Raw genomic sequence first — 21940 nt, 5'->3', positions numbered from 1 at the left:
AATTCTAATTTAATCTTAGTTTAAGGATAAATATCAGAAAAATGAATATCTACTTTAACATCAATCTCATCATTTATCAATATATCCTCCTCAATTGTATCAAAATTATTGTCTACAATAGATCTATCAAATGTTAAAATAAATTCTGTCCCAATTCCAATATCACTATTAACAACAATTTTACCTTTCAAAATGTCTACAAATCTCTTAACTATAGATAATCCTATTCCACTTCCCTCTGCACCACGACTTAAAACAGAGTTAACCTGACTAAATTTATCAAAAACACCATCTAATTTATCTTTAGGTATTCCTATCCCTTGATCTCTTACTTTCAATACAAAATTATCACTATTTATAATCAAATTAACATAAACCATCTTATTATTTGGAGTAAATTTAATTGCATTAGATAATAAATTAAGTAAAATTTTCTCGTACATATCCTTATCAAAAAATAAATATTCTTCCTCTACATTTGGTTCAAATATAACCTTTATGTTCTTTTTATGATTAGCATGCAAATTTATTGATGTAACTATGTCTTCTGTTATAATTACTATATCAAAATAACTCATAACAGGTAACATATAACCAGATTCAGCTCTCGATAAATCCAAAATATTATTAATGAGTTTTAACAATCTTGAGCTATTTTTATTCATCATACTCAAATATTTTTTCATGCCCATCGTCAGTTCGTTTTTACACAAATTTTCAAGTGCCTGAAGAGATGATTTTATTAAAGTAATAGGTGTTCTTAATTCATGAGATACCATATTAAAAAAATCATCCTTCAACAACTCTTGAATTTTAAGCTGAGTTATATCTGAAAATGTAATTATATTATGATATTTAAGCTTAGAATTTTCATGATAATCTATCGTGTTCAGTGTTATTTGAAAATATTTTTCAATATTATATTCAATATTCTTAAATAAAAATTGCCCCGTCCGCTTTTCATTCTTACATTTAATATTTTTCAAAAATTCTCTAATATCAATAAAATTATTTCCTATAGATTCAACCTTATAATTATCCAAAAATTTTAAAGATAAAAATTCTCTTGCTGTAAAATCAAAAGTGTTTTTATAGACATCATTACAGTAAATTTCAGAAAACATATTATCTACTACTATGATTCCTTCATGCAAATTGTTAATTATATTATTTATATGTATAAATTGATTATGTTTCTTTTTATTCAATCTATGCTTTATATCAATGAGACCCTTCATATCAACAATATAATTTCTCATCGCTTCATTATTTTTACTTAAATCATTATAAGCCATATAAATGTCCGTTATATCCGTCAATATGTAAATATTTCCTATTATTTCCCTACCATATAACTTATGTTCATAAATCCCAAGCTTAAAAAATAATTCTTTACGCTTAAAAACTCTCTTAAAAACAACAGTCTTCATATCATAGTTCAATATATTCCTTGGCATTTTGCTCGTTAAATCAAAATTTTTCCCATCAATAAATTCATCATATATTCTTACTTCAAACGCACTAATAAAATCAATTATACTTTTATCTCTTAAAAAATCCTTATCAAATGAAAATGATTCATAGGCCCTTTTATTATACGATCTAATGATATTGTTAAGATCTGTAACCAAAACAATATCGTTAAACGAATTAATAATGTCAATCTGCTTATCAAGCTCATATATTTCCATAAAATCACCTTTAAAATCTATACTTTAATAAAAAATACTTTATCGTCTCACTAAAATTATAATTATCTATCTTAACTTCATATAAAACATCAATAAAAAATTGACTGTTCATATTACATCTTCCAGAATATAGTTTCTCGAGATCAACTCTTGAATAATAATTACTAAATGATTTATCAAATTCATCAGCATATCCAAAATAAACAAAATCAAAAATTTTGTTATCCCTCGAAATTAATTTCATAGAAATATAATTCCTATTTTTACCAATTCTTTTGATGGAATATAATCTTAACCTTTTATCACCAATAATTGGTTTTGGATTTGATTTTCCAAATGGCTCAAGTTTGTCCAAATCTCTGACAAAATCATAATCTATATCCTGAATTGGACAAAAGATATCAATATACACAGTATTTAAATACTTCTCCTTATCAATTCTATTTGATGAATTCAATCTATCTCTAAATAAATTTATATTTTCTTCTCTAATAGATAATCCTGCAGCCATAGGATGACCTCCAAATGTCTCAAGTATATCTCGATTTTCAGAAATTAAATCAAAAATATTTATTCCCTCAATTGACCTAGCCGATCCTTTACAAATTTCCTCACCTTTTGTTAAAACAATTGTAGGCTTATAAAACCTTTCCTTAATCCTTCCAGCAATTATACCCGCTATGCTTTCATGAATATTTTCATTATAAACAACAATTATATCTGAATTGAAGTATCCTTCATCCATAACTATATTTAAACACTCAATAAAACCATCCAAAGTCATAGACTTCCTTCTATCGTTTAAATCCTTTATTTCTGATGCGAGTTCATAAACCTTATCATTGTCATCACACAATAATAAATCTAGTCCCTTCATACCACTCTCAAGCCTTCCAAGTGCATTCAAACAAGGACCAATTATATAACCTATCTCATACGAAGAAATATTTTCTCTTGATATAGAATTTATATCAATTATAGCATTCAAGCCAATATTATTTGTTGATCTTAATAACTCAATACCCTTCTTTGCTAAAAATCTATTTTCATCTTCCAAATCAACAACATCACAAATAGTTGCAATAGCAGTTACCTCTATCAAATCATCTATCTTATATTCTAACCCAAACTTCTTATATAGCTCAGAACAAAGCTTAAAACAAATACCAGCTCCACAAAGTTTTTTAAACTTATATGCACACTCATCTTGCTTTGGATTTAAAATCGCATCAGCATCAGGCAAAACCCTATCACAATTTCCATCTTCACCGTGTATAATTTGAATATCATGATGATCCGTAACAATTACAATTAAATCATTCTCTTTTGCAAACTTTATAACATCAATAGCAGCTATACCATTATCACACGTTATTAAAACCTTAACTCCATCATTTTTAGCCTCACTAACTATCTTTTTATTTATTCCATAACCGTCTTTAACCCTATCAGGTATTACAAAATCAGCATCAATTCCAATATTCTTAAAAGTTGTATATAATATGTAGACACTAATTATACCATCAACATCATAATCGCCAACAATTCTTATCTTATCTCCACTTTCAATTAATGAAATCAAAATATCAATAACCTTTTGAAAATCTTTTAATTCAAATGGATCATTTAATAAAACCTCACTCGGATACATATAACTTCTCATATCATCAAAATTTTTAAAATCTCTATTAATGAGTATCTTTAAAAGCTTGCTAGATACTTCAAGCTTTTCTATCCCTTCTATTAAGGTATTTCTATTTCTCAAAATCCACCGCTCTAACATACATTCCTCCTATTAAAACCATACTGCAATTCTACCACACAAACTAATTTTTTTAAAATATGTTGAATAATTTCTAATTTACTTGAAATAATTAAATTATGTATAAATTAGGAGGTGTTATTATGTTCGACTCAATCGACGATTTATTAAATTACATAAGATCTAATGATACAGACTTATCAGTTACCTATGATATTTCAAGTGGAAATCTATTAGTTATGAACAATGTAACAAATCAAATTTTATTTAACCAATCTTTAAATTACGAAATTGGAGAATTCAAAACATCAATAGAACCATTATTCACTCATTTAAATTGTGATGTTGTTTATGTAAAAGATACACTCACATAAAAAAAGAAAGCTTTATTATAAAGCTTTCTTAAAATACCATCATATCTAAATAATTTCTTATCCAAGTTCATAAAAACTTGCTAGTTCATCATTCTCTAATTGTTCCATGTATTTATTCCTTAACTCTTCAGCTAGTGAATCATTCCCCGCATATTCTGCTTCTACTATTTGTTTCTCTAATTTTCCAGTCTCTTCACTGTAATATCCATCTTTTACCCATAAATCAATTGCGTATAAAGTATAATCTTTAACAATTTCTGCTTGTACTGATTCAAAATCAATGTTTTGTGTAAAGCTATCAGCTTTAGCTTGATCTATATATCCTTCACTCAATAGATGATCCACAGCATCTTGATAATACGTATTATCATAAAGATCAAAAACCACTCCATCTTTTTCTAATTGTTCCATATATTTATTATTTAACTCTTCAACTAGTGCATCATTCCCTGCATATTGTGCTTCTATTAACTGCTTCTCTAATTCCCCAGCTTCCGCACTATAATATCCTTCTTTCACATATGAATCAACTGCATATAAATTATACTCTTTAATAATTTCCGCTTGTACTGATTCAGAATTAATATTTTGTATAAACCTATCAGCTTTAGCTTGATCTATATATCCTGAATCTAGCAATTCTTTTATAATCTCAGAGTAAGTAGACTCATCATATTCATAATAATCTCCGTCTACACTATCAAAGTCCATATAAACTTCTTATAAATTTTGTTGTTGTGTATTGTCTGTTGTTGCCATTGATTTTATACTTCCTACTCCAATTGTTAACAATGCCCCTAAAACCACCGCTGATACTATCTTCTTAATCTTATCTTTTAACATATTAATCATCTACTAAAAATTATTTATATATTGTTTTGCTTGTTCTATTTAATGTTTTAATTATATACAAATATAAAATTTTGAAATAGTATCTTTTAATGAGAAATCATTAAATTAATTGTATCTTTTCCTATAAAAAATATAGAGCAAATGCTCTGCATTTGCTCTATAGAACTCTATAACAAACAAGTTTCAAACTTCTATGAAACAAAATACTTTATATCTAAATTTATATAATTTCACTAAACCATAAAACCTTCTAAATTTTCTAATTTTATAGCCTCTATAGATATCATATCTTCTTTTACAGTCGATTTATCATCTAGTAAATCTCCATTTTCAATCTTGACAATATTATTAATCCTACACGCTATGCCTTTATTCTTATCTGTATTAAAAGCATAAAAATTAATTGATGCATATCCATAACAACCATTATAAAAATCTTCCTTATTATTAATTTGATTGTTAAATTCATCTAATATAAGTGGCTTATTAGCACTACTAGCATACATAAAATAACATCCTTCGTAAACCTCATCTGATCGTTCAATATCGCCATCTCTTAATGGCATTTTAAGATCTAAATCCATATTGTAATTTAAAATACTTATCCCTATTTCCTTTGCATTTTTCATAGCCTGTCTAATATCATTCAGTGTCCTTTCATCTGATTTTGGTATTAATAAACATACTGAATATTCAGGATTACTATTAATAATTCTAGGTTCCCATAAATACACACAATTAAAACGAACTTTTCCTGTGACTACCTCTGTACTCAAATTGTCCATAATATCAATCTCTCCTAAATAAATCATTCATTAAATACATTATTTTTAAAAAACTTCAATCAATTTTACATTATTTAAAATAAATTATTTCTAGAACATTATTAAAATTATATTAAACCAAGAATTCAATATTAAATGAAAAATATCCTTTAAAAAATAATAAGACACAAGAATTAGGTCTTGCGTCAAAAATTACAATTATATAAAATTATATAAGCTAGCGGCCTCAAGTTTTTTCCTTATTTCTCTATAAAATACACTTGCTATTATTATTACAAAATCATCCTTTATTTTTTTAACTCCCTTTATAGTATGAATTATCTTTCCCATATGAAAAAGTCCTTGTTTAAATACATTCTCTTCCATAAAACATATGATTTTATTTTCATCTATAAATGGTTTAACACATAAATCAAAATAATCATCTATTCCATATATAACAACATTTTTATTGTATATTCTCTTAATCGTATTACACTCAATCAAGAAAATCCCATATTTATTTCCATATCTATCATTTAAAATGATATTGTTAACAACATCATATCCATTAAAATCCTCTTTTTTCCAGATACTAACTTGTCTTTCATCTGGTGTGTATTGATCATTATGTTTTCCAAGTTTAACATAAACCAATATAAATCTCGATATCTCCATTGCACTACTTAACATTCTAATACTTTCTTCTCTTGACCTATATTCCAATACATTTGAAAAAATTGTTAAATCATATAGTGCTAAATGGTTTTTAAAGAATCCCTCTAAATCTTGCCTATATATATTATCATAAAAGATATCATGATAGGTTTGTATACAAGAACTAGTGATATTTTCTATTCCGTCTATCTTAATATTCCATAAGTCAGGCCTTCGAACCTTTCCCATATTGTCTCTCTCTAATAATTCTCTACACAAGATGCCCCAACGTCCAAATCCAACATTAACGTCTAATATCTTTACGGGATTCACTTTCCTAATTATTTCTAAAACATCTGTTATGTTTAAGTGTGAATATATGTACATTCTTCTTATTTCACCCCTACTGATTATTATCTTAATAGTTAGTATTTGAGTCTATACTTAATTTTATACGAAATATACCAATAAAAACAACATCTATTTATAATTATATTATGATATAATCTTAAGAAAATTATATTTGAGGTGATTACTTTGGTCAATATTTTATTCATATGTTTGGGCAATATTTGCAGATCTCCAATGAGTGAGGCCTATATGCGACATATCATTAAACAAAATAATCTTAGTGATAAAATTAACGTATCATCTAGGGCTACATCTGGATACAATGTGGGAAATCCTCCTCATCACGGTACTCAAACAATCCTTAAAAAATTAAATATAGATTTTTCAAACATTGTATCTAAAAAAACTTACAGAAAAAGATTTAAATACAAACGATTATATAATTGTTATGGATGATTCAAATATGAATGATGTCATGAACATAAATCCTAATATAAAAGTGTATAAATTAACAGATTTTATTGAAAATACATCACATAAATTTATTCCTGATCCTTATTATACAAGAAATTTTGATTTAACATTTGAACTCGTTAAAGCTGGATGCGATTCTCTATTAAAACACATTATAAATAACAACAAACTATAAAAAAACCTTCACACTAAGTGAAGGATAATATATTTATAAAATCGTTAATATTTTGTTTATACATATAAATTTCTGATATCTTACTATCTAAATCAACTTTTCTACCACTATAATGAATGTTTTTGTATTGAGTATTAAACCATTTAAACATGCGATTATTAAGTCTAATATAATTAAATAACATCTCTATATGTTCATTAATATTTCCTTCAAAGTTACTCAAAAAATTTATAATAAATGTTTTAAACTCATCCACATTAATATTGAATATTGCCTTCTCAGATAAAATACCTATGTCCTTAATAAATAAATCAATAGATGCATTATAAAAATTTATAATATAACTTCTATCATTATTAAATATAAAAGACTTATTCGATAAATTTCCATTTATAAATCTTATATTTTTATGGTTACTAACGTAATTTTTAAACTTAGAGCTAGTGAAAAACTTTCTAATTTTTATTAGCTCATCCTTCATGTAAGTTTTATTTTCAAGAAATAAATCATCAAACCTATCCTTATTGTACTTATGCAAAATGAAAATTTCTATGTTTTGTATGTTTAAAAGATATTCATCTATTTCTTTTACCTCATCACCTATGGTCAGTAACTTTACATCTTCTTTTAAATTAAAATTATACAAATCTTTAAGAATATCCTGAGATCCATTGTAAAAATTAATTAAAATATCTTTGATAGAATTAATATTAAAATCTAGCCACTTAATATATTCCCCGTTGGGATAATTAAATACAACATAATAATGCCCTGTGGACTTATCTATAAAATATTTATTACCCATAAAAAAATGCATACCTTGAATTGATCTATTTATGGAATTTATATTCTGTAAAACATCAAATATCTGAATATATTTTTCTACATCCCTCTCCAAAATTTTAAATATCAAATAATTATTTCCATTTTGATCAATTATAAAAAATCCATTTTTATACGGGTAACATTCATTCACATCTATTCCTATAACACTATTTAAAAAATCATAAGACAAATTATATTCATTTAAATCCAAAATATCTATATCTTGATTAATCATACAAGACTCTCTCCATCCTTAATTAAGACGTCACCAAAATCACACTCTCTAGAATAATCAGATAATTCACGCCCTAAATCTCTATATCTTGATATAACTTTTACAAATTCATATGGAAAACTCGTGCAAGCCAAAATAAAATTATAACTATTAATCCCAAAATTCTCTTTGCTACAAACATAAGAACACATTTTAATAAATTCAATGTTTCTATTTGATCTTTTCAATCTGGTAAAAAACTTCACATAATCATACTCTAAAATATTTTCACAAAAATTATTAATATTTCTTACATATATTTTAGAATCTGAATCAACACAAAAATCATTAATATTCACATTATAAACGCAAATTTCTTTATTTCTTATACTTCTTAATATCATGTTTTCATAATTATTTTCATGTATTATATCTAATATTTTCCTTATTCTATATAATATCTTTTCACCAAATCGTGCTACATTTTCTTCAAATTCATTTCTTGAATTAAATCTATATCTCTCAATATCTTGACTTAAAAACATTTCTGAAATCTTAAAATTTTCTACCATCTTATTAATCAAATTAGTTAAAGGTATTGGACATCCCCTCAAACGTCCATGTAAATCAGAAAGTATATTAATATGCTCAAAAATACCTCCTTCCGTGTAATCCTTCACTCTATTTTTTTGAAATTCTTCAAACTCATATATTTTTTTTGAGATAGCAAAACTTTTCAAACTCATAAGAACTCCTACAAAACTATTTAAAAATTATACTTCTTATAAAATTCGTCCTATCATCTTTATCATTTTCAGATCTATTTAAACGTTTTAAAAATTTCTCATTATCCCACCCAATACTCTCTCTATAACGCTGAATACCTATTTGCCAAAAATCATTTGGAAACAATATAAAAGAAAGTGTAAGCAAAATTTCACGTCTAGGTAAATACTTAACATCTCTATAGGAATTAATCACCATATTAAATTTATGCTCATTCCAATTACCGAGCTTCAAACATCTATTAATAAAACTTCCTAAATCATGAAGATAAGTATCTAAAATTACATAATCAAAATCTATAAAATAAATTTTCCCTTTTGAATCGATCAATAGATTATGATTTGCCAAATCATGATGACAAATATAACCCAGTTTAGAATGCTCATTTATAATTTTTTCGTACTCAAACTTATACAACAATTCAATACTTTCCTTGGCTAAATCAACATTTTTATTCACATTTTCCAAATAAATTTTATCAAATGTGTTTAAATCATTTCTATCTTGTAATAACTCTTTAAATGAAATAATATCACTAAGCTTAGAATTAAAAAGATCAATCCACTTCATCCATCTAGAGTCTGGCAAAATATTTTGTGACGGCTTATATCCTTTTGTGTAATTATGAAAATTAGCAATATTTTGTGATGCTCGTATAACATCATAATAATTGCTATAATTTAATTCACGGCTTTCTAACCACTTGGTCATATAAAAATAAACACCATTAAGCTCAATGTATTTCCCCTCTGAATACGTTTCAATTATACTCAAAACATTATCAAATTCTTGTTTTTTTAAATAATCCAAAACATCCAATATATATTTGAATTTACTAAATTTATATTTACATTGCTTTAAACAAAAATTTCCCTCAACCGCCGATATCTTATAAATATTTTTGAATTTTATTATATCAAATATTGTTATGTCATAATTTTCTTCTACTAACCTCTTCAAACTACTTATATATTGATCCATGAATAGCCTCTCTATAATTTAAGTACATATTAATATATGAAAATTTAATATTAATTGTTACTTAGCAGATACCAAATAAAAGGTGTATCAAATTAAATTTGATACACCCTTAAACTATTCTTTAAGTGGTAAAGTAAAAATATTGCTGAAATTCTTGCTGCTATCTTCTATTATATTCATATTGCCAAACACACCTATCTTATTAAAACCAATATCTGAAATAGTTTTCCCAATACTTTTAATATCTTGAATCGTTGTTGACTTAATCTCATCGATCATATTTTTAAATTCTTTCTTAGTCATCCCTATCAAATAATTATGTACTTCTGTTTTTGCTCTATCAATTTCATCGCAAGTATTTGCAAGAGATGAAATAGTTATTATCTTATATTTTTCAAGTAATGATTCAGTTATATCTATTTCACTTAAATAATTACCTATATTATTTACAACTTTTATTTGTTCCTTCAATACCGGAGAAAATCCTGCAACAACAGCAAATGTTCCTTGAGTTGTAGCCAAAGAATTTACCTGATATGCACCATTCTTAACCCTCATATTCCTATACAAATATTCACCCAAAACTGACTCTGCAACTAAGAACTTAGGTGTATAATTTCTACCACTAGCCTTAAAATTTAATAATGCATACAATGTCACATTTGGAGATGGAGCTTTTATTGATATTCTTTCCCTTACTGCATCAAATTTATATTTATATTTCCTATTTGTATTATTCCTCAAATTAGGTAATAAATTTGACTCCAAATTCTTTTTAACAAGCTTATAATTCTCATTATTAGAAACAACTCCGATTTTTAAATTGTTTATATTAAACACCGTATTACTAACATTTTGAATTTCCTTGTTAACAGTATGTATAAAATCGTGATCCTCTCCATATTTCCCAAATACATTGATTAAAAATTTTATATAAGGCAATCCCTTCACATAATTTTTATATTTTCCCCCATCATAATTTGATCCATCAATTTCATAATAAACGATGCTAGGATTAATTAAATTTGACTCATAGTAGAATTTCAATCTATTAAAATTATTTTGTAATAAATCTACATTTTTAAAATTTATGTTGTTTATAAACTCATTTAATAACTTTACAGATCTATCTAAATTATTTTTAGTAGTATCAAATGATATCCTAAAGGTTGGATTATAAATATTCCCATCAAAACAATTTAAATTTTCCTCTAATGTTATATTAAGATTAAATAGTGTTTGTTTAATATCACTCATCAATTCTATATTTGTTTTATCATAAGTACCAAATCCTTCTTTCATCAAATCAGAAAACAAAGCTAAATAATGTAGCTTACTCTTTGGAACTGTTCGCGAATCAAAGTTAAGAGATACATTTATAAAATCATTTTCACCGATTTTTCCCCAAACATATTCATAAATTCCATTCTTACTTTGAACCTTAGCGTCACCAAGCTTATTGTGTTCATTTTTAAATGGATTAGATAACTTTTCAAGTACAACCATAGAATCTTCTTGCTCAATCCATGAATTAAAATCATTTGTTTCATTAATCAAATTAACTTTTTCATTTTCACTCATAGATTCCTTATAATTATTAAGACCTTCTCTTAAGATTCTCTCCTTCTCTTCAATTATTCCAAAATCAGGCTCAAGTGTTACAAAAGCTGAATGCTTATTATTTATAAAATGCATATCAATTATGTTAATAAAATCTTCTACTCCATATTCTTTTAGATACTCCAAGTTCTCATAAAATCTAATACTATCTATGATATCTCCACCTGATGACCAAGCATTTATCACATTCCACATAACAAAACTATCAGGCGTATCCGTTATCTTCCTATTTATGATATTGCTCGTTATATTATAATAATTCTCCAAGTACTCTTCATTTAAAATATTATCCCTAAAATTCTCAAGTTCTCTATAAATAAATTTTTCAAACTCTTCCCCAAACTCTTGCTCCGAATTAGCAGAGAACATTACGTAAGATTGTTTCGACCCAACATTTCTAAAATCAATTGAAAAATCCGTTCCGATATTCATCTCATTAAACCGCTTTTCTATTCCAGAAAATTCCGCACCCATCATTGAAACCAAAAACTTAATAGCAAAGCTTTCTCTCACATCATTAATACTTCCTGTAGCAAAAGAATTAATAAAGATGTGCTTATTGTTCCTGTTTTCCCTCTCTGGCACAGGATATTTCAAATTTGTATAAACCTTCTCACTTAAATTGTCACTGATATTATATTCTTGAATCTGTTCTTTTCTATCGTGCAAACTTAAATGCTCTTTATCCATAAACTTAAGTACCTCATTAGTGTCAATGTCACCATAGAGTATTACCAAACAATTTGAAGGAACATAATATTTTTTATGCGACTCTAACAATTCTTCTAAAGTTAACTCTGGTATAACATAAGGATCTCCACCACCATTAAATGATCCAGGAGCTCCCTTATATAAACTGTCTACGGCTGCAATTGATTTATAAAATTCATTATTAAAAACATAACCCTTCATCTCATTTAAAACAACACCTGTTAACTTTAATGGAGAATTCATCTCTTCTAACTCAAATCTCCATCCTTCTTGCTTAAAAATATTTTCTTCCTTATATACAATTGGATAAAATAAAGCACTTAAATAATAATCAATAATAGTTTTTAACTGGTTATTATCCCTTGAAGATACGTAATATGTAACATAATTTGTATCCGTTGCTGCATTTATATACTCCAAATTATTCAAATAAAACAATGCAGGGAATACATCTTTGATCGGATATTTCTCAGATCCTGAAAAAAATATATGCTCTAAAATATGATTAGTACCTTTATTATTAACTGTAGGAACTTTAAACGTTATATCAAAAAGTTTTAATTTCGAATCATTTTTTATATGAATAATCTTAGCCCCGCTTTTTTTATGTTCATATAACAAAACCTTTGATTTTAATGTTTCAACATACTCTTCCCTCAAAAGATCATATCCATTTATACTCTTTGAAAATGATATAGCCGATACCGTCACAACACTATTAAAACAATAAATAACTACCATAAAAAATATAAATAAACTTCTACTCACCCTACTATTCAAATTAATTTCCTCCTTAATTTTACTAATAGTAAGTTTTCTCAGTTTTAAAAATTTTTATTATGGTTTCTATAAAAAACTAAGCTATTCAAATTATAAAAATTTGTATCTAATTTTGTATTTTAGTTAATAAGTGTAATTTTATATGCAAAATCATTAACTATTTTGGATATAAAATGTATGCAACCAACCACTTAACTCTTGCAATTTAAAATATTCATAGTATAATTTATTAATAGTTATTTAATATTTTTAACTTAATATTAATTTGGAGGATGTTAAATGAAAAAATTATTATTAGGAACTTCTCTAGTTTCTTCTATGATTATATCAACCTGCTTATCTTCAAGCTCTATGATAAGAATCCCATTAGATAAAAATAAAGATATACATGCATACGTTCCACTTCCCAATACTCCTAATACAATGGTCTTAAATGCTTATGCTCAAAGAGTAAATCAACAAACAATTCAATCAAATTATCCCAACAAAAAAAACAAAGTAAATAGTAGTATTAATACAAAAAATTAATCTAAAAATGATAGAACGCTGTTAATAAACTTAATTATATGTGCTATATTATTTCCTGTTTTTTATAATCCTAGTGTTTTAGATTAAATTTAAATAAATCAATCAATTTTAATTTTTTAATTGTTGTTTTAATGTTATAATTAACTATCCTTTTGATTTAAAAAACATTTTAGGATGGTAAGAAAATGAAAAAATTTGATCATTTATATAGAATAAATAATCCAAGTTTTTTGAAGAAACTTTCAATTGATGAACTTTACTTACTTTCTGATCAAATAAGGGATTTTTTAATTGAATCATTAAGTTCTACAGGTGGACATGTATCTTCAAACCTTGGAGTTATAGAACTAACAATAGCACTACATTATATTTTTAATTTTGAAAAAGATAAACTAATCTTTGATGTTGGCCATCAATGCTATGCTCACAAAATTCTTACAGGTAGAGCAAAATTTTTTAATTCTCTAAGAAAATTTAATGGACTCTCAGGATTCCCAAGAAGAAGTGAGAGTAATTTTGATGTCTGGGAGACAGGACATAGTTCAACATCTTTATCTGCTGCCCTAGCATTTGCAGTTAGCAGAGATTTTAAAAATACGTCAGAAAATATAGTTTCAGTTATAGGTGATGGTGCATTAACTGGTGGGATGGCTTTAGAAGCTCTAAATAATATTGGATATGAGCAAAGAAAACTTATAATCATTTTAAATGACAATCAAATGTCCATCTCAAAAAACATCTGTGCCATAATTCCTAAAAATAGCAATAATAAAGACATATATGACTCGTCATCATACATATCCAATCTTAAAAAAAATGAATCAATAAATTACTCAATTAAAAATTTTTTTCAAAGTATGAATTTGCATTATTCCGGACCAATCGATGGACACAATATCAAAAGTTTAATAAATAATCTAACTGAAATTAAAAATATTTCTAAACCATGTGTTCTTCACATAATCACAAAAAAGGGAAAAGGAATTCATAATGCAGAAAATGATGCTGTAGGATCATGGCATGGTATTGGTCCTTTTGATAAATCTACTGGATTAAAAATTAAATCCAAAAAACAAAATCATAGAGCCTGGGGGGCAGTTATATCAGAAACTGTAGAACATCTTGCAAAAAAGGATAAAAATATCATTTGTATCACACCCGCAATGACTAAAGGCTCTAAGTTAGAATTTTTTAAAAATAAGTTCCCAAATAGAACTTTTGATGTTGGAATAGCAGAACAACACGGGGCAACGTTTTCTGCTGCATTAGCTTTATCAAAACTCAAACCAATATTTTTCGTATATTCAACTTTCCTACAACGTGCGTATGACCAAATAATACATGATATAGCAAGACAAAATATAAATATGGTAATTGCAATAGATAAATGTGGTTTCGCAACAGGTGACGGCGATACTCATCATGGTATCTATGATATTAGCTTTCTTAGACCAATACCAAACATATCAATAGTAATGCCAAAAGATCAAATAGAAGCCCAACACTTATTGCATAATTGTCTCTATAATTATGAAGATAAGGGAATCATATCCTATAGATATCCTCGAGGATATTCTGAATTAACCCATGTTCCGCATTTTAAAAATATCAGGTTCGGTTCATGGACAGTTGAAAAAGAAGGAAATGATTTAGCTATTTTAACCTTCGGTCCAATGCTTGATATTGCCCACGAAATATGCAACTCATTAAAGAGTGAAAATATAAATATTAAAATTGTAAATGCACGTTTTATAAAACCAATGGATGAAGATATGCTTCATGAAATATTTAAATCAAATGTACCAATTGTAACAATAGAAGAAGCATGCAAAATTGGAGGATTCGGTTCAGGTATTTGTGAATTTGCAATTAAGCATAAATATAAGAATGACATCGAAATATTTGGAATTGAAAATAATTTCTTTCATCATGGGGATACCAATAGCTTGAGAAAAATATCTGGTCTTGACCCTGAACTCATAGTAAATAAAATAAAATCACTTGCATACATACACTAACTTATAAGGAGATTTTGAAAATGAAAAATATTTCTATTCTAGGAGCAACAGGCTCCATTGGAATACAATCTCTCGATGTTATAAAGAATAACCCACACAAATTTAAATTAAATTCAATCTCTATCGGTGAAAATATAACTAAACTTAGAGAGATTTTAAAACATTTTTCCCCAGAACTTGTATGCTTAAAAAATAAAGATGATTTTGAGCGTATGCATGCGGAATATCCAAATATAAAATTCACATACGGAAACGAAGGATTATTAGAGATTGCTACATTTAACAAATCAGATACTATTATAAATAGTTTAGTTGGAAATATCGGACTTCTTCCAACAATATACGCAATAGAATCTCATAAAAATATTGCTCTTGCAAACAAAGAAACCCTTGTTACAGCAGGTCACATAATAAATAAAAAAATCAAACAATATAATGTAGAACTTATACCACTTGATAGTGAACATTCAGCTATCTTTCAATGTTTAAATGGAAAAACCCATGAGGACATAAAAAATATAATTTTAACAGCATCTGGTGGGAGTTTTAGAGATAAAACAAGAGAAGAACTTAAAAATGTGACTATTGAAGATGCACTAAAACACCCAAATTGGTCAATGGGGGCAAAAATAACAATAGATTCTGCAACAATGGCAAATAAAGGACTTGAAATAATCGAAGCACACTTTCTATTCAATGTAGATTATCAAAATATAAAAGTAATACTCCATCGTGAAAGTATCATACACTCGATGGTCGAATTTAATGATTCAAGTATAATAGCTCAACTTGGAACTCCAGACATGAGGGTTCCTATTCAATACGCTCTGACATATCCAGATAGAATACAAAATAAAAATTTTAAACCATTAAATTTTGAAGAAATATCCTCATTAAACTTTTCTAAAGTGGATTTATCTAGATATCCTTGTGTAAAAATGGCATTTGATGCTGGTAAACTTGGAGGTACAGCAACAACTGTATTTAATTCTTCAAATGAAGAGGCTGTTAGATTATTTTTAACCAAGAAAATATCATTTTTAGATATAGAAAATTTAATTGAAAAATCTCTATCACATTATGGAGTTATAGAAAATCCAGATTTAAATACCATTATTGAACTAGATAAAGAAGTTAAATCATTTATTTATGAAAAATCAAAAAATATTTAAGGCAGTGCTTTTGCACTGCCTTAAATTCTTTGGTGGCTAGAGCAGGAATCGAACCAGCGACACGAGGATTTTCAGTCCTCTGCTCTACCAACTGAGCTATCCAGCCAAATCAAATACAAACCACAGATATTATTATGCATAATTCCTACATAAAAGTCAATAATCAAAAAACAAAAAACCTCCATTTTTTACAGAAGGTTATTATTTTGAACGATTCAATATATCCGAATTTTTAGGAACATTCAATTCCTTCTTCCTTTTAGTCATTATCCCACCAATTTTTCCTGTTTCACTAGATGTAAGCCCGCTCCATCCGTATTTATCAACTTTATCTTTCAGTCCAAGCTCCTCAGCTATTTCATACTTTAGATTTTCCCTTAATTGCTCTAATTCAGTTAATTTCTTATTCGACTTCAACTTTTGTTTTATTACCCTTTTTAGAGAACTACTATTACTTATAATAAATCACCTCTTTCAAAAAAAGTATATATTTATATAATAACAGTTTAACCACAACTTATTTCAAATATACTTTATATTAGTTTTTGATTATTAAATTAAATTCATTTATACTATAATAGATATTATATTTTAAATCTGGAGGTTATTTCTATGCGATATAATGTAGCTGTTGTTGGTGCAACAGGAAAAATAGGAAGAACCTTTCTTAAAGTATTAGAAGAAAGGAATTTTCCTGTCAATAATATTTATCTATACGCTTCCAAAAAATCTGAAGGGTCCAAGCTTAATTTTAAAAATAAAGAATATGAAGTTATTGAATTAAACAGAGATAATATTAAAGATGATATAGATTTTGCATTCTTCTCTGCTGGCAGTGATACAAGCCTCAAATTTTCCCATTTATTTGTACAAAAAAATGCTCTTGTTATTGATAACTCTAGTGCGTTTAGAATGGATAAAAATACACCTCTTGTAGTTCCTGAAGTTAATGGAAAAGAAGCTTTGAAAAATAATGGAATTATAGCAAATCCAAATTGCTCAACTATACAAGCTGTCGTAGCTCTTAAACCACTTCATGATAAATTTAAAATAAAAAGAATAATTTATTCAACCTATCAAGCAGTTTCAGGTGCTGGGAACTTAGGCATTAAAGATCTAGATGTAGATATTGAAGTAAATTTAAACAAATTCCAATATTTAATAAAAGGAAATCTGATCCCTCAAATTGATGTATTCACTGATAATGGATATACAAAAGAAGAAATGAAAATGATAAATGAAACTAGGAAAATATTGCAAGACGAATCTCTCAAAATAACTGCTACTTGTGTTAGGGTTCCTATTGAAAATTCTCACAGTGAAAGTATAAATGTAGAATTTGAAAATGACTTTACACTAGACGATATTTTAAATGAGCTTAAAAATTTTAAAGGAATTACATTAATAGATGATATTAAAAAAAATAAGTACCCAATGCCAAGATATATTTCTGGAAAAGATGAAGTATTTGTTGGACGAATTAGACTTGATGAGTCTTGCGACAAAGCAATAAACATTTGGGTTGTTGCTGATAATATTCTAAAAGGGGCTGCCTTAAATGCAGTTCAAATAGCTGAATATATTTTAAATAATAAAGGAGAGTAATATTATGAGTTTATTTATTGGTTCAGGCGTTGCCATTGTTACACCTTTTAATGAAAATGGTGATATTAATTTAGACAAATTGGAAGAACTTTTAAATTGGCATGTTAAAAATAACACAGATGCAATTATAATTTGTGGAACTACTGGGGAAGGTTCTACACTCACTGATAACGAAAAGAAAAGATTAATTCAGACAACTGTAGAAATTATAAACAAAAAAATCCCAGTAATTGCTGGAGTTGGAACAAATAATACTCAAAAAACTCTTGAACTTTCTAAATTTTCAAAAGAAGTTGGAGCTGATGGACTATTAGTTATAACACCGTATTATAATAAAACCTCTAAAAAAGGATTAATTGAACACTTTAAAACTATAAATGATCATATTAATCTTCCAATTATGGCATACAACGTTCCTTCAAGAACTGGAATGAATATATCACCTGAAATATTACTTGAACTTTCTAAACTTAAAAATGTTACCTCAATCAAAGAAGCTTCTGGAAATATAAGCCAGGCTATACTATATAGAAAGCTTTGTCCTCAAATCGACTTATATTCTGGAAATGATGATCAAATTGTTCCATTTATGAGTATAGGAGGAAAAGGTACAGTTACTGTATTAGGTAATATTCTCCCTAAAATCGTTCATGATATCACACATGAATATATAAATGGCAATATCAAAAAATCATTAGAACTTCAACTTAAATATCTAAATTTTACAAATTCACTTTTCATAGAAACAAATCCAATACCAATAAAGACTGTATTAAATTTAATGGGTAAAAATGTTGGAGGATTCAGATTACCCCTTGTAGAAATGGATCAAAACAATTTAAACAAATTAAAAGACGAAATGAAAAATATTGAATTACTTTAAAATCTAAAAAACTTTGGAGGAAAAATGTTAAAAATACTTCTAAATGGTATAAATGGACGTATGGGAAAAACAATTGAGGAATTAAGTCACACGTATGATAACTTAGAAATTATATGTGGTGTTGATAATAAACAAAATAATGAAAATAAAGTTAAAACCTATCTTAATATAAATGATGTACAAGAAAAGGTTGATATAATAATCGACTTCTCACATCCAAACTCATTAGATAGCATTTTAACTTATGCCTTAAACAAAAAAATAGGAATTGTAATCTGCACAACTGGTCATACAAAAGAACAATTAAATAAAATAAACGATGCAAGCAAAACAATCCCTATTTTTATATCTTACAACATGAGTATTGGAATAAACGTTTTGCAAAAATTATTAAAAACGGCACTCCAATCACTCTATAAAGATTATGATATAGAAATAACCGAAAAACATCATAACCAAAAACTTGATTCACCTAGTGGAACTGCAATAATGCTCATGGACACAATAAATAATTTTGTGAAGGATAAATTTAATGAAGATGTTGATTTTAATCATGGACGATTGGGTGAAAAGAAACGTGAAAAAAAAGAAATAGGAGTCCATTCAATAAGATGTGGAAACATGATAGGATCACATGAAATTTTATTTGGTGGAAATAATGAAATTATAGAATTAAAGCACACTGCTATATCACGTGATGTTTTCGCACAAGGTGCATTAAAGGCTGCACTCTATCTATTTGGTAAAAATTCCGGAATATACAATATGAACTCGATGTTAAACCTATAAACAAAAAGAGAAGGACTAGTTATTTTAGTCCTCTCTATCTACATAGCCCTTACTCTAAATATAAATCCATTTGCAAAATCTACAATAATACCATTACCTTTATCTATCTTGATAAAATAAGTAGATAACAACCAACAATAAGATGATGTTATTTCAAACATACTACCTACAATAACTCCAGCTAAAGGATTTAAAAAACTTATAGGAGTCGTCAATCCCCCAATTAAACTAAGCTCAGCTGCTAATAAATCAAGTTCAGTTGAAAATTTAGATATCTGATCACTACTAATATACCTTCTATATCCCCACCAGTGCTTTTCAATCCTATCTATATTTGCAATATTCTCATTAAGATTCATATTAGCATAAACAGTTTCTATATGTAAATCTATAAATAGTCCTATACATAAAATAACTATTACACTTCTTAGTAATGGTTTATTCTTCATTTCATCCTCATTTTATTATTAATGTATTATCTATACTTCCATAATAGAGTTTATTTATACAAAAAAGTGGGAATAAATGTTAACATTTATTCCCACAAATAATAACTAATTTAACTTTTCATTTTTACACTCTTCTATTTTGTCATCTTTATACCAACGATTATTTGTATCTGGATTATTTATTAATCCTAGAGCTACAAGTATAGACAATATACAATTTATTACCTGTACATATTTATCTTCATTAATAAGATTAATTCCAAATGCTGATAATAATAAAGGAATAAGTGCTGCTACAGATACCCATAAACCATAATTTCTTAATCTATTCTTAAACATAAAATAATACTCCTTTTAAACAGCTAACAATTCAATATATTCTCCAAATCGACAAAGCTGAACTAAAAATTTAATTAAAGAGATATTTTATACCCTATGAATGTGATAATAAAATATGTTACAAAAAACAATAAAATATAAATATCTGCTACACTATCTATACTAGTATTAAAATTACCTTCTTTAACATTTGGAGGTAAAGCTGAAACTGATTTAGTATTTATGTTTATGTTCTCTCTCAAAATCGAATAAATTATCATCCCAATAAGAATTATAATAATTGGAAATATAAGATTAACAAATACATCAGTACTCTTGAAAAATGTTTTATATGAAATTAAAGTTTGTGTAAAATTATTTCCAATTACCCTAACAAAATAATCAGCTATATTTATGGTTAAACTAGTTATTATTATGGTAGTTACACTTCCTATCCTATCTAAAAAACTCATGAGCAAAATGCCAATGATAAATCCATATACAATTTGTGACAATCCAAAAAAGAAAAATGAAAATATAATAGATGTTAATATTAATCTAGATTTATTTGATAAAAATCTAAATGCATCTTTTAAAATACATCTAAAAAATAATTCTGTAAAAATTGTATGAATAAAAATATATACAATAAATTCAAAACCAAAATAATCCTTAATATAAATACTATTCAAATAAAATCCATTACCTAAAGTAAATTTAAATATCGATGTGAAAATTAAATTTGCACCATTAGCTATTAAATAAAATGAAACTCCAATTATTATTGAATTTTTAATAATTTTACCGTTTAATTTTGGAAATACTAACATTGAACTTATTCTAGAATTATAAAAATTTAAATACAGTGCTATAGAAAATAAAAATAATATTATATCTCTTAAACACATGTAAAATACATAATATGTACTTTGTGTAACATATTTAAATATAATTAAATTTGAAAAAATATATATAATAAAGTTCATAAATAAAATAAAATTAAATAGTTTAATTTTGGTCACATTACCCTCCAAAAATTCTATTTTATTTTTTTATTTTATTAGTTGTTGTTTTAAAAAATGTACATTTAATTTTTATAATTGTAACCTTTAAAGTTTATTTTTACATAATTTAATATTATAATTATTTTTTGGAGGAATA

At 26.4% G+C, this 21940-nt stretch carries 23 protein-coding genes and 1 tRNA gene; 8 read left to right on the top strand and 16 right to left on the bottom strand.

Translation table 11 applies throughout. The annotated features are described in order from the left end of the window. Nucleotides 1-20: 20 nt before the first annotated feature. Entirely contained in the window at nucleotides 21-1691 is a 1671-nt protein-coding gene (locus SFBM_RS02695) for a sensor histidine kinase (RefSeq protein ID WP_014017875.1), read from the bottom strand. Nucleotides 1692-1701: 10 nt separating this feature from the next. Continuing rightward, nucleotides 1702-3474, bottom strand: a complete 1773-nt coding sequence (gene recJ, locus SFBM_RS02690) for a single-stranded-DNA-specific exonuclease RecJ (RefSeq protein WP_005806738.1) — start codon at nucleotides 3472-3474, stop codon at nucleotides 1702-1704. A 122-nt stretch (nucleotides 3475-3596) separates the two neighbouring features. Between recJ and SFBM_RS02685 the strand changes: the two genes are divergently transcribed. Beyond that, nucleotides 3597-3827: a hypothetical protein gene (locus SFBM_RS02685; RefSeq protein ID WP_007439870.1), complete on the top strand. Its 231-nt coding sequence runs from the start codon at nucleotides 3597-3599 to the stop codon at nucleotides 3825-3827. A gap of 57 nt (nucleotides 3828-3884) precedes the next feature. On the opposite strand, the gene SFBM_RS02680 is transcribed toward SFBM_RS02685, so the two are convergent. The 4 genes from SFBM_RS02680 to SFBM_RS02670 form a co-directional block, all read right to left on the bottom strand. Next, on the bottom strand, nucleotides 3885-4538 hold the full coding sequence (locus SFBM_RS02680) for a hypothetical protein (RefSeq protein ID WP_005806741.1): 654 nt from the start codon (nucleotides 4536-4538) through the stop codon (nucleotides 3885-3887). A 9-nt stretch (nucleotides 4539-4547) separates the two neighbouring features. Next, nucleotides 4548-4679, bottom strand: a complete 132-nt coding sequence (locus SFBM_RS08230) for a hypothetical protein (protein ID WP_005806742.1) — start codon at nucleotides 4677-4679, stop codon at nucleotides 4548-4550. 233 nt (nucleotides 4680-4912) lie between these two features. Then, nucleotides 4913-5464 carry a DUF2815 family protein gene (locus SFBM_RS02675; RefSeq protein WP_007445760.1) on the bottom strand — a complete coding sequence of 184 codons (552 nt, stop codon included), beginning with the start codon at nucleotides 5462-5464 and terminating at the stop codon, nucleotides 4913-4915. A gap of 198 nt (nucleotides 5465-5662) precedes the next feature. Continuing rightward, entirely contained in the window at nucleotides 5663-6487 is an 825-nt protein-coding gene (locus SFBM_RS02670) for a hypothetical protein (protein ID WP_014017874.1), read from the bottom strand. 213 nt (nucleotides 6488-6700) lie between these two features. On the opposite strand from SFBM_RS02670, the gene SFBM_RS08145 reads away from it, so the two are divergent. Both SFBM_RS08145 and SFBM_RS08140 read left to right on the top strand, forming a co-directional pair. Further along, complete coding sequence (locus tag SFBM_RS08145; RefSeq protein ID WP_242821636.1) at nucleotides 6701-6907, top strand: hypothetical protein; 207 nt, start codon at nucleotides 6701-6703, stop codon at nucleotides 6905-6907. 7 nt (nucleotides 6908-6914) lie between these two features. After that, the gene (locus SFBM_RS08140; protein ID WP_371137053.1) at nucleotides 6915-7100 is read left to right on the top strand and encodes a hypothetical protein; all 186 of its coding nucleotides are present in this window, start codon (nucleotides 6915-6917) and stop codon (nucleotides 7098-7100) included. A 13-nt stretch (nucleotides 7101-7113) separates the two neighbouring features. Here the strand turns inward: SFBM_RS08140 and SFBM_RS02660 are convergent, their stop codons facing one another. From SFBM_RS02660 to SFBM_RS08225, 5 genes are all read right to left on the bottom strand, one after another. Further along, nucleotides 7114-8160: a spore coat protein S gene (locus tag SFBM_RS02660; protein ID WP_005806749.1), complete on the bottom strand. Its 1047-nt coding sequence runs from the start codon at nucleotides 8158-8160 to the stop codon at nucleotides 7114-7116. Continuing rightward, complete coding sequence (locus SFBM_RS02655; protein WP_005806751.1) at nucleotides 8157-8885, bottom strand: hypothetical protein; 729 nt, start codon at nucleotides 8883-8885, stop codon at nucleotides 8157-8159. Before SFBM_RS02655 ends, SFBM_RS02660 begins: the two co-directional genes overlap by 4 nt. Before the next feature lie 16 nt (nucleotides 8886-8901). After that, complete coding sequence (locus SFBM_RS02650) at nucleotides 8902-9906, bottom strand: CotS family spore coat protein (protein WP_005806752.1); 1005 nt, start codon at nucleotides 9904-9906, stop codon at nucleotides 8902-8904. Between the two features lie 114 nt (nucleotides 9907-10020). Continuing rightward, on the bottom strand, nucleotides 10021-13017 hold the full coding sequence (locus tag SFBM_RS02645; RefSeq protein ID WP_007440787.1) for an insulinase family protein: 2997 nt from the start codon (nucleotides 13015-13017) through the stop codon (nucleotides 10021-10023). 275 nt (nucleotides 13018-13292) lie between these two features. Then, nucleotides 13293-13427, bottom strand: a complete 135-nt coding sequence (locus SFBM_RS08225; protein ID WP_255325488.1) for a hypothetical protein — start codon at nucleotides 13425-13427, stop codon at nucleotides 13293-13295. 303 nt (nucleotides 13428-13730) lie between these two features. Between SFBM_RS08225 and dxs the strand changes: the two genes are divergently transcribed. Both dxs and dxr read left to right on the top strand, forming a co-directional pair. Continuing rightward, nucleotides 13731-15563: a 1-deoxy-D-xylulose-5-phosphate synthase gene (gene dxs / locus SFBM_RS02635; protein ID WP_005806757.1), complete on the top strand. Its 1833-nt coding sequence runs from the start codon at nucleotides 13731-13733 to the stop codon at nucleotides 15561-15563. A gap of 20 nt (nucleotides 15564-15583) precedes the next feature. Then, nucleotides 15584-16735 (top strand): 1-deoxy-D-xylulose-5-phosphate reductoisomerase, encoded by a 1152-nt coding sequence (gene dxr, locus SFBM_RS02630; RefSeq protein ID WP_005806759.1) that lies wholly within the window; start codon nucleotides 15584-15586, stop codon nucleotides 16733-16735. 30 nt (nucleotides 16736-16765) lie between these two features. Here dxr and SFBM_RS02625 read toward each other — a convergent pair. Together SFBM_RS02625 and SFBM_RS02620 are read right to left on the bottom strand one after the other, a co-directional pair. Then, a tRNA-Phe gene (locus SFBM_RS02625) sits at nucleotides 16766-16841 on the bottom strand. A gap of 95 nt (nucleotides 16842-16936) precedes the next feature. Beyond that, nucleotides 16937-17194, bottom strand: coding sequence for a small, acid-soluble spore protein, alpha/beta type (locus SFBM_RS02620; protein ID WP_242821370.1), 258 nt, complete (start codon nucleotides 17192-17194; stop codon nucleotides 16937-16939). 153 nt (nucleotides 17195-17347) lie between these two features. Between SFBM_RS02620 and SFBM_RS02615 the strand changes: the two genes are divergently transcribed. From SFBM_RS02615 to dapB, 3 genes are read left to right on the top strand one after another with little or no spacing between them, the layout of a single operon-like run. Next, nucleotides 17348-18340, top strand: a complete 993-nt coding sequence (locus tag SFBM_RS02615) for an aspartate-semialdehyde dehydrogenase (protein WP_005806762.1) — start codon at nucleotides 17348-17350, stop codon at nucleotides 18338-18340. A gap of 4 nt (nucleotides 18341-18344) precedes the next feature. Further along, a complete protein-coding gene (dapA, locus tag SFBM_RS02610) occupies nucleotides 18345-19223 on the top strand; it encodes a 4-hydroxy-tetrahydrodipicolinate synthase (RefSeq protein ID WP_005806764.1) in 879 nt (292 codons plus the stop codon). Between the two features lie 24 nt (nucleotides 19224-19247). After that, nucleotides 19248-20012 (top strand): 4-hydroxy-tetrahydrodipicolinate reductase, encoded by a 765-nt coding sequence (dapB, locus tag SFBM_RS02605; protein ID WP_005806766.1) that lies wholly within the window; start codon nucleotides 19248-19250, stop codon nucleotides 20010-20012. Nucleotides 20013-20050: 38 nt separating this feature from the next. Here the strand turns inward: dapB and SFBM_RS02600 are convergent, their stop codons facing one another. From SFBM_RS02600 to SFBM_RS02590, 3 genes are all read right to left on the bottom strand, one after another. Next, nucleotides 20051-20461 carry a hypothetical protein gene (locus tag SFBM_RS02600; RefSeq protein WP_005806768.1) on the bottom strand — a complete coding sequence of 137 codons (411 nt, stop codon included), beginning with the start codon at nucleotides 20459-20461 and terminating at the stop codon, nucleotides 20051-20053. A gap of 105 nt (nucleotides 20462-20566) precedes the next feature. Beyond that, the gene (locus SFBM_RS02595) at nucleotides 20567-20800 is read right to left on the bottom strand and encodes a phage holin (RefSeq protein ID WP_005806770.1); all 234 of its coding nucleotides are present in this window, start codon (nucleotides 20798-20800) and stop codon (nucleotides 20567-20569) included. A 74-nt stretch (nucleotides 20801-20874) separates the two neighbouring features. Further along, a complete protein-coding gene (locus SFBM_RS02590) occupies nucleotides 20875-21801 on the bottom strand; it encodes a type II CAAX prenyl endopeptidase Rce1 family protein (RefSeq protein WP_014017873.1) in 927 nt (308 codons plus the stop codon). Nucleotides 21802-21940: the final 139 nt, after the last annotated feature.

The sequence above is a fragment of the Candidatus Arthromitus sp. SFB-mouse-Japan genome, assembly GCF_000270205.1.
GTDB lineage: Bacteria > Bacillota > Clostridia > Clostridiales > Clostridiaceae > Dwaynesavagella.
The sequence above is the reverse complement of the archived record's forward strand: the minus strand, read 5'-3'. Positions and strand labels throughout refer to the sequence as shown.

What these genes read in the sequence shown, in the direction of transcription:
- SFBM_RS02695 (WP_014017875.1), bottom strand. Translation starts at nt 1,691, where the DNA reads ATGGAAATATATGAGCTTGATAAGCAGATTGACATTATTAATTCGTTT.
- recJ (WP_005806738.1), bottom strand. Translation starts at nt 3,474, where the DNA reads ATGTTAGAGCGGTGGATTTTGAGAAATAGAAATACCTTAATAGAAGGG.
- SFBM_RS02685 (WP_007439870.1), top strand. Translation starts at nt 3,597, where the DNA reads ATGTTCGACTCAATCGACGATTTATTAAATTACATAAGATCTAATGAT.
- SFBM_RS02680 (WP_005806741.1), bottom strand. Translation starts at nt 4,538, where the DNA reads ATGGACTTTGATAGTGTAGACGGAGATTATTATGAATATGATGAGTCT.
- SFBM_RS08230 (WP_005806742.1), bottom strand. Translation starts at nt 4,679, where the DNA reads ATGATTAATATGTTAAAAGATAAGATTAAGAAGATAGTATCAGCGGTG.
- SFBM_RS02675 (WP_007445760.1), bottom strand. Translation starts at nt 5,464, where the DNA reads ATGGACAATTTGAGTACAGAGGTAGTCACAGGAAAAGTTCGTTTTAAT.
- SFBM_RS02670 (WP_014017874.1), bottom strand. Translation starts at nt 6,487, where the DNA reads ATGTACATATATTCACACTTAAACATAACAGATGTTTTAGAAATAATT.
- SFBM_RS08145 (WP_242821636.1), top strand. Translation starts at nt 6,701, where the DNA reads ATGCGACATATCATTAAACAAAATAATCTTAGTGATAAAATTAACGTA.
- SFBM_RS08140 (WP_371137053.1), top strand. Translation starts at nt 6,915, where the DNA reads ATGAATGATGTCATGAACATAAATCCTAATATAAAAGTGTATAAATTA.
- SFBM_RS02660 (WP_005806749.1), bottom strand. Translation starts at nt 8,160, where the DNA reads ATGATTAATCAAGATATAGATATTTTGGATTTAAATGAATATAATTTG.
- SFBM_RS02655 (WP_005806751.1), bottom strand. Translation starts at nt 8,885, where the DNA reads ATGAGTTTGAAAAGTTTTGCTATCTCAAAAAAAATATATGAGTTTGAA.
- SFBM_RS02650 (WP_005806752.1), bottom strand. Translation starts at nt 9,906, where the DNA reads ATGGATCAATATATAAGTAGTTTGAAGAGGTTAGTAGAAGAAAATTAT.
- dxs (WP_005806757.1), top strand. Translation starts at nt 13,731, where the DNA reads ATGAAAAAATTTGATCATTTATATAGAATAAATAATCCAAGTTTTTTG.
- dxr (WP_005806759.1), top strand. Translation starts at nt 15,584, where the DNA reads ATGAAAAATATTTCTATTCTAGGAGCAACAGGCTCCATTGGAATACAA.
- SFBM_RS02615 (WP_005806762.1), top strand. Translation starts at nt 17,348, where the DNA reads ATGCGATATAATGTAGCTGTTGTTGGTGCAACAGGAAAAATAGGAAGA.
- dapA (WP_005806764.1), top strand. Translation starts at nt 18,345, where the DNA reads ATGAGTTTATTTATTGGTTCAGGCGTTGCCATTGTTACACCTTTTAAT.
- dapB (WP_005806766.1), top strand. Translation starts at nt 19,248, where the DNA reads ATGTTAAAAATACTTCTAAATGGTATAAATGGACGTATGGGAAAAACA.
- SFBM_RS02600 (WP_005806768.1), bottom strand. Translation starts at nt 20,461, where the DNA reads ATGAAGAATAAACCATTACTAAGAAGTGTAATAGTTATTTTATGTATA.
- SFBM_RS02595 (WP_005806770.1), bottom strand. Translation starts at nt 20,800, where the DNA reads ATGTTTAAGAATAGATTAAGAAATTATGGTTTATGGGTATCTGTAGCA.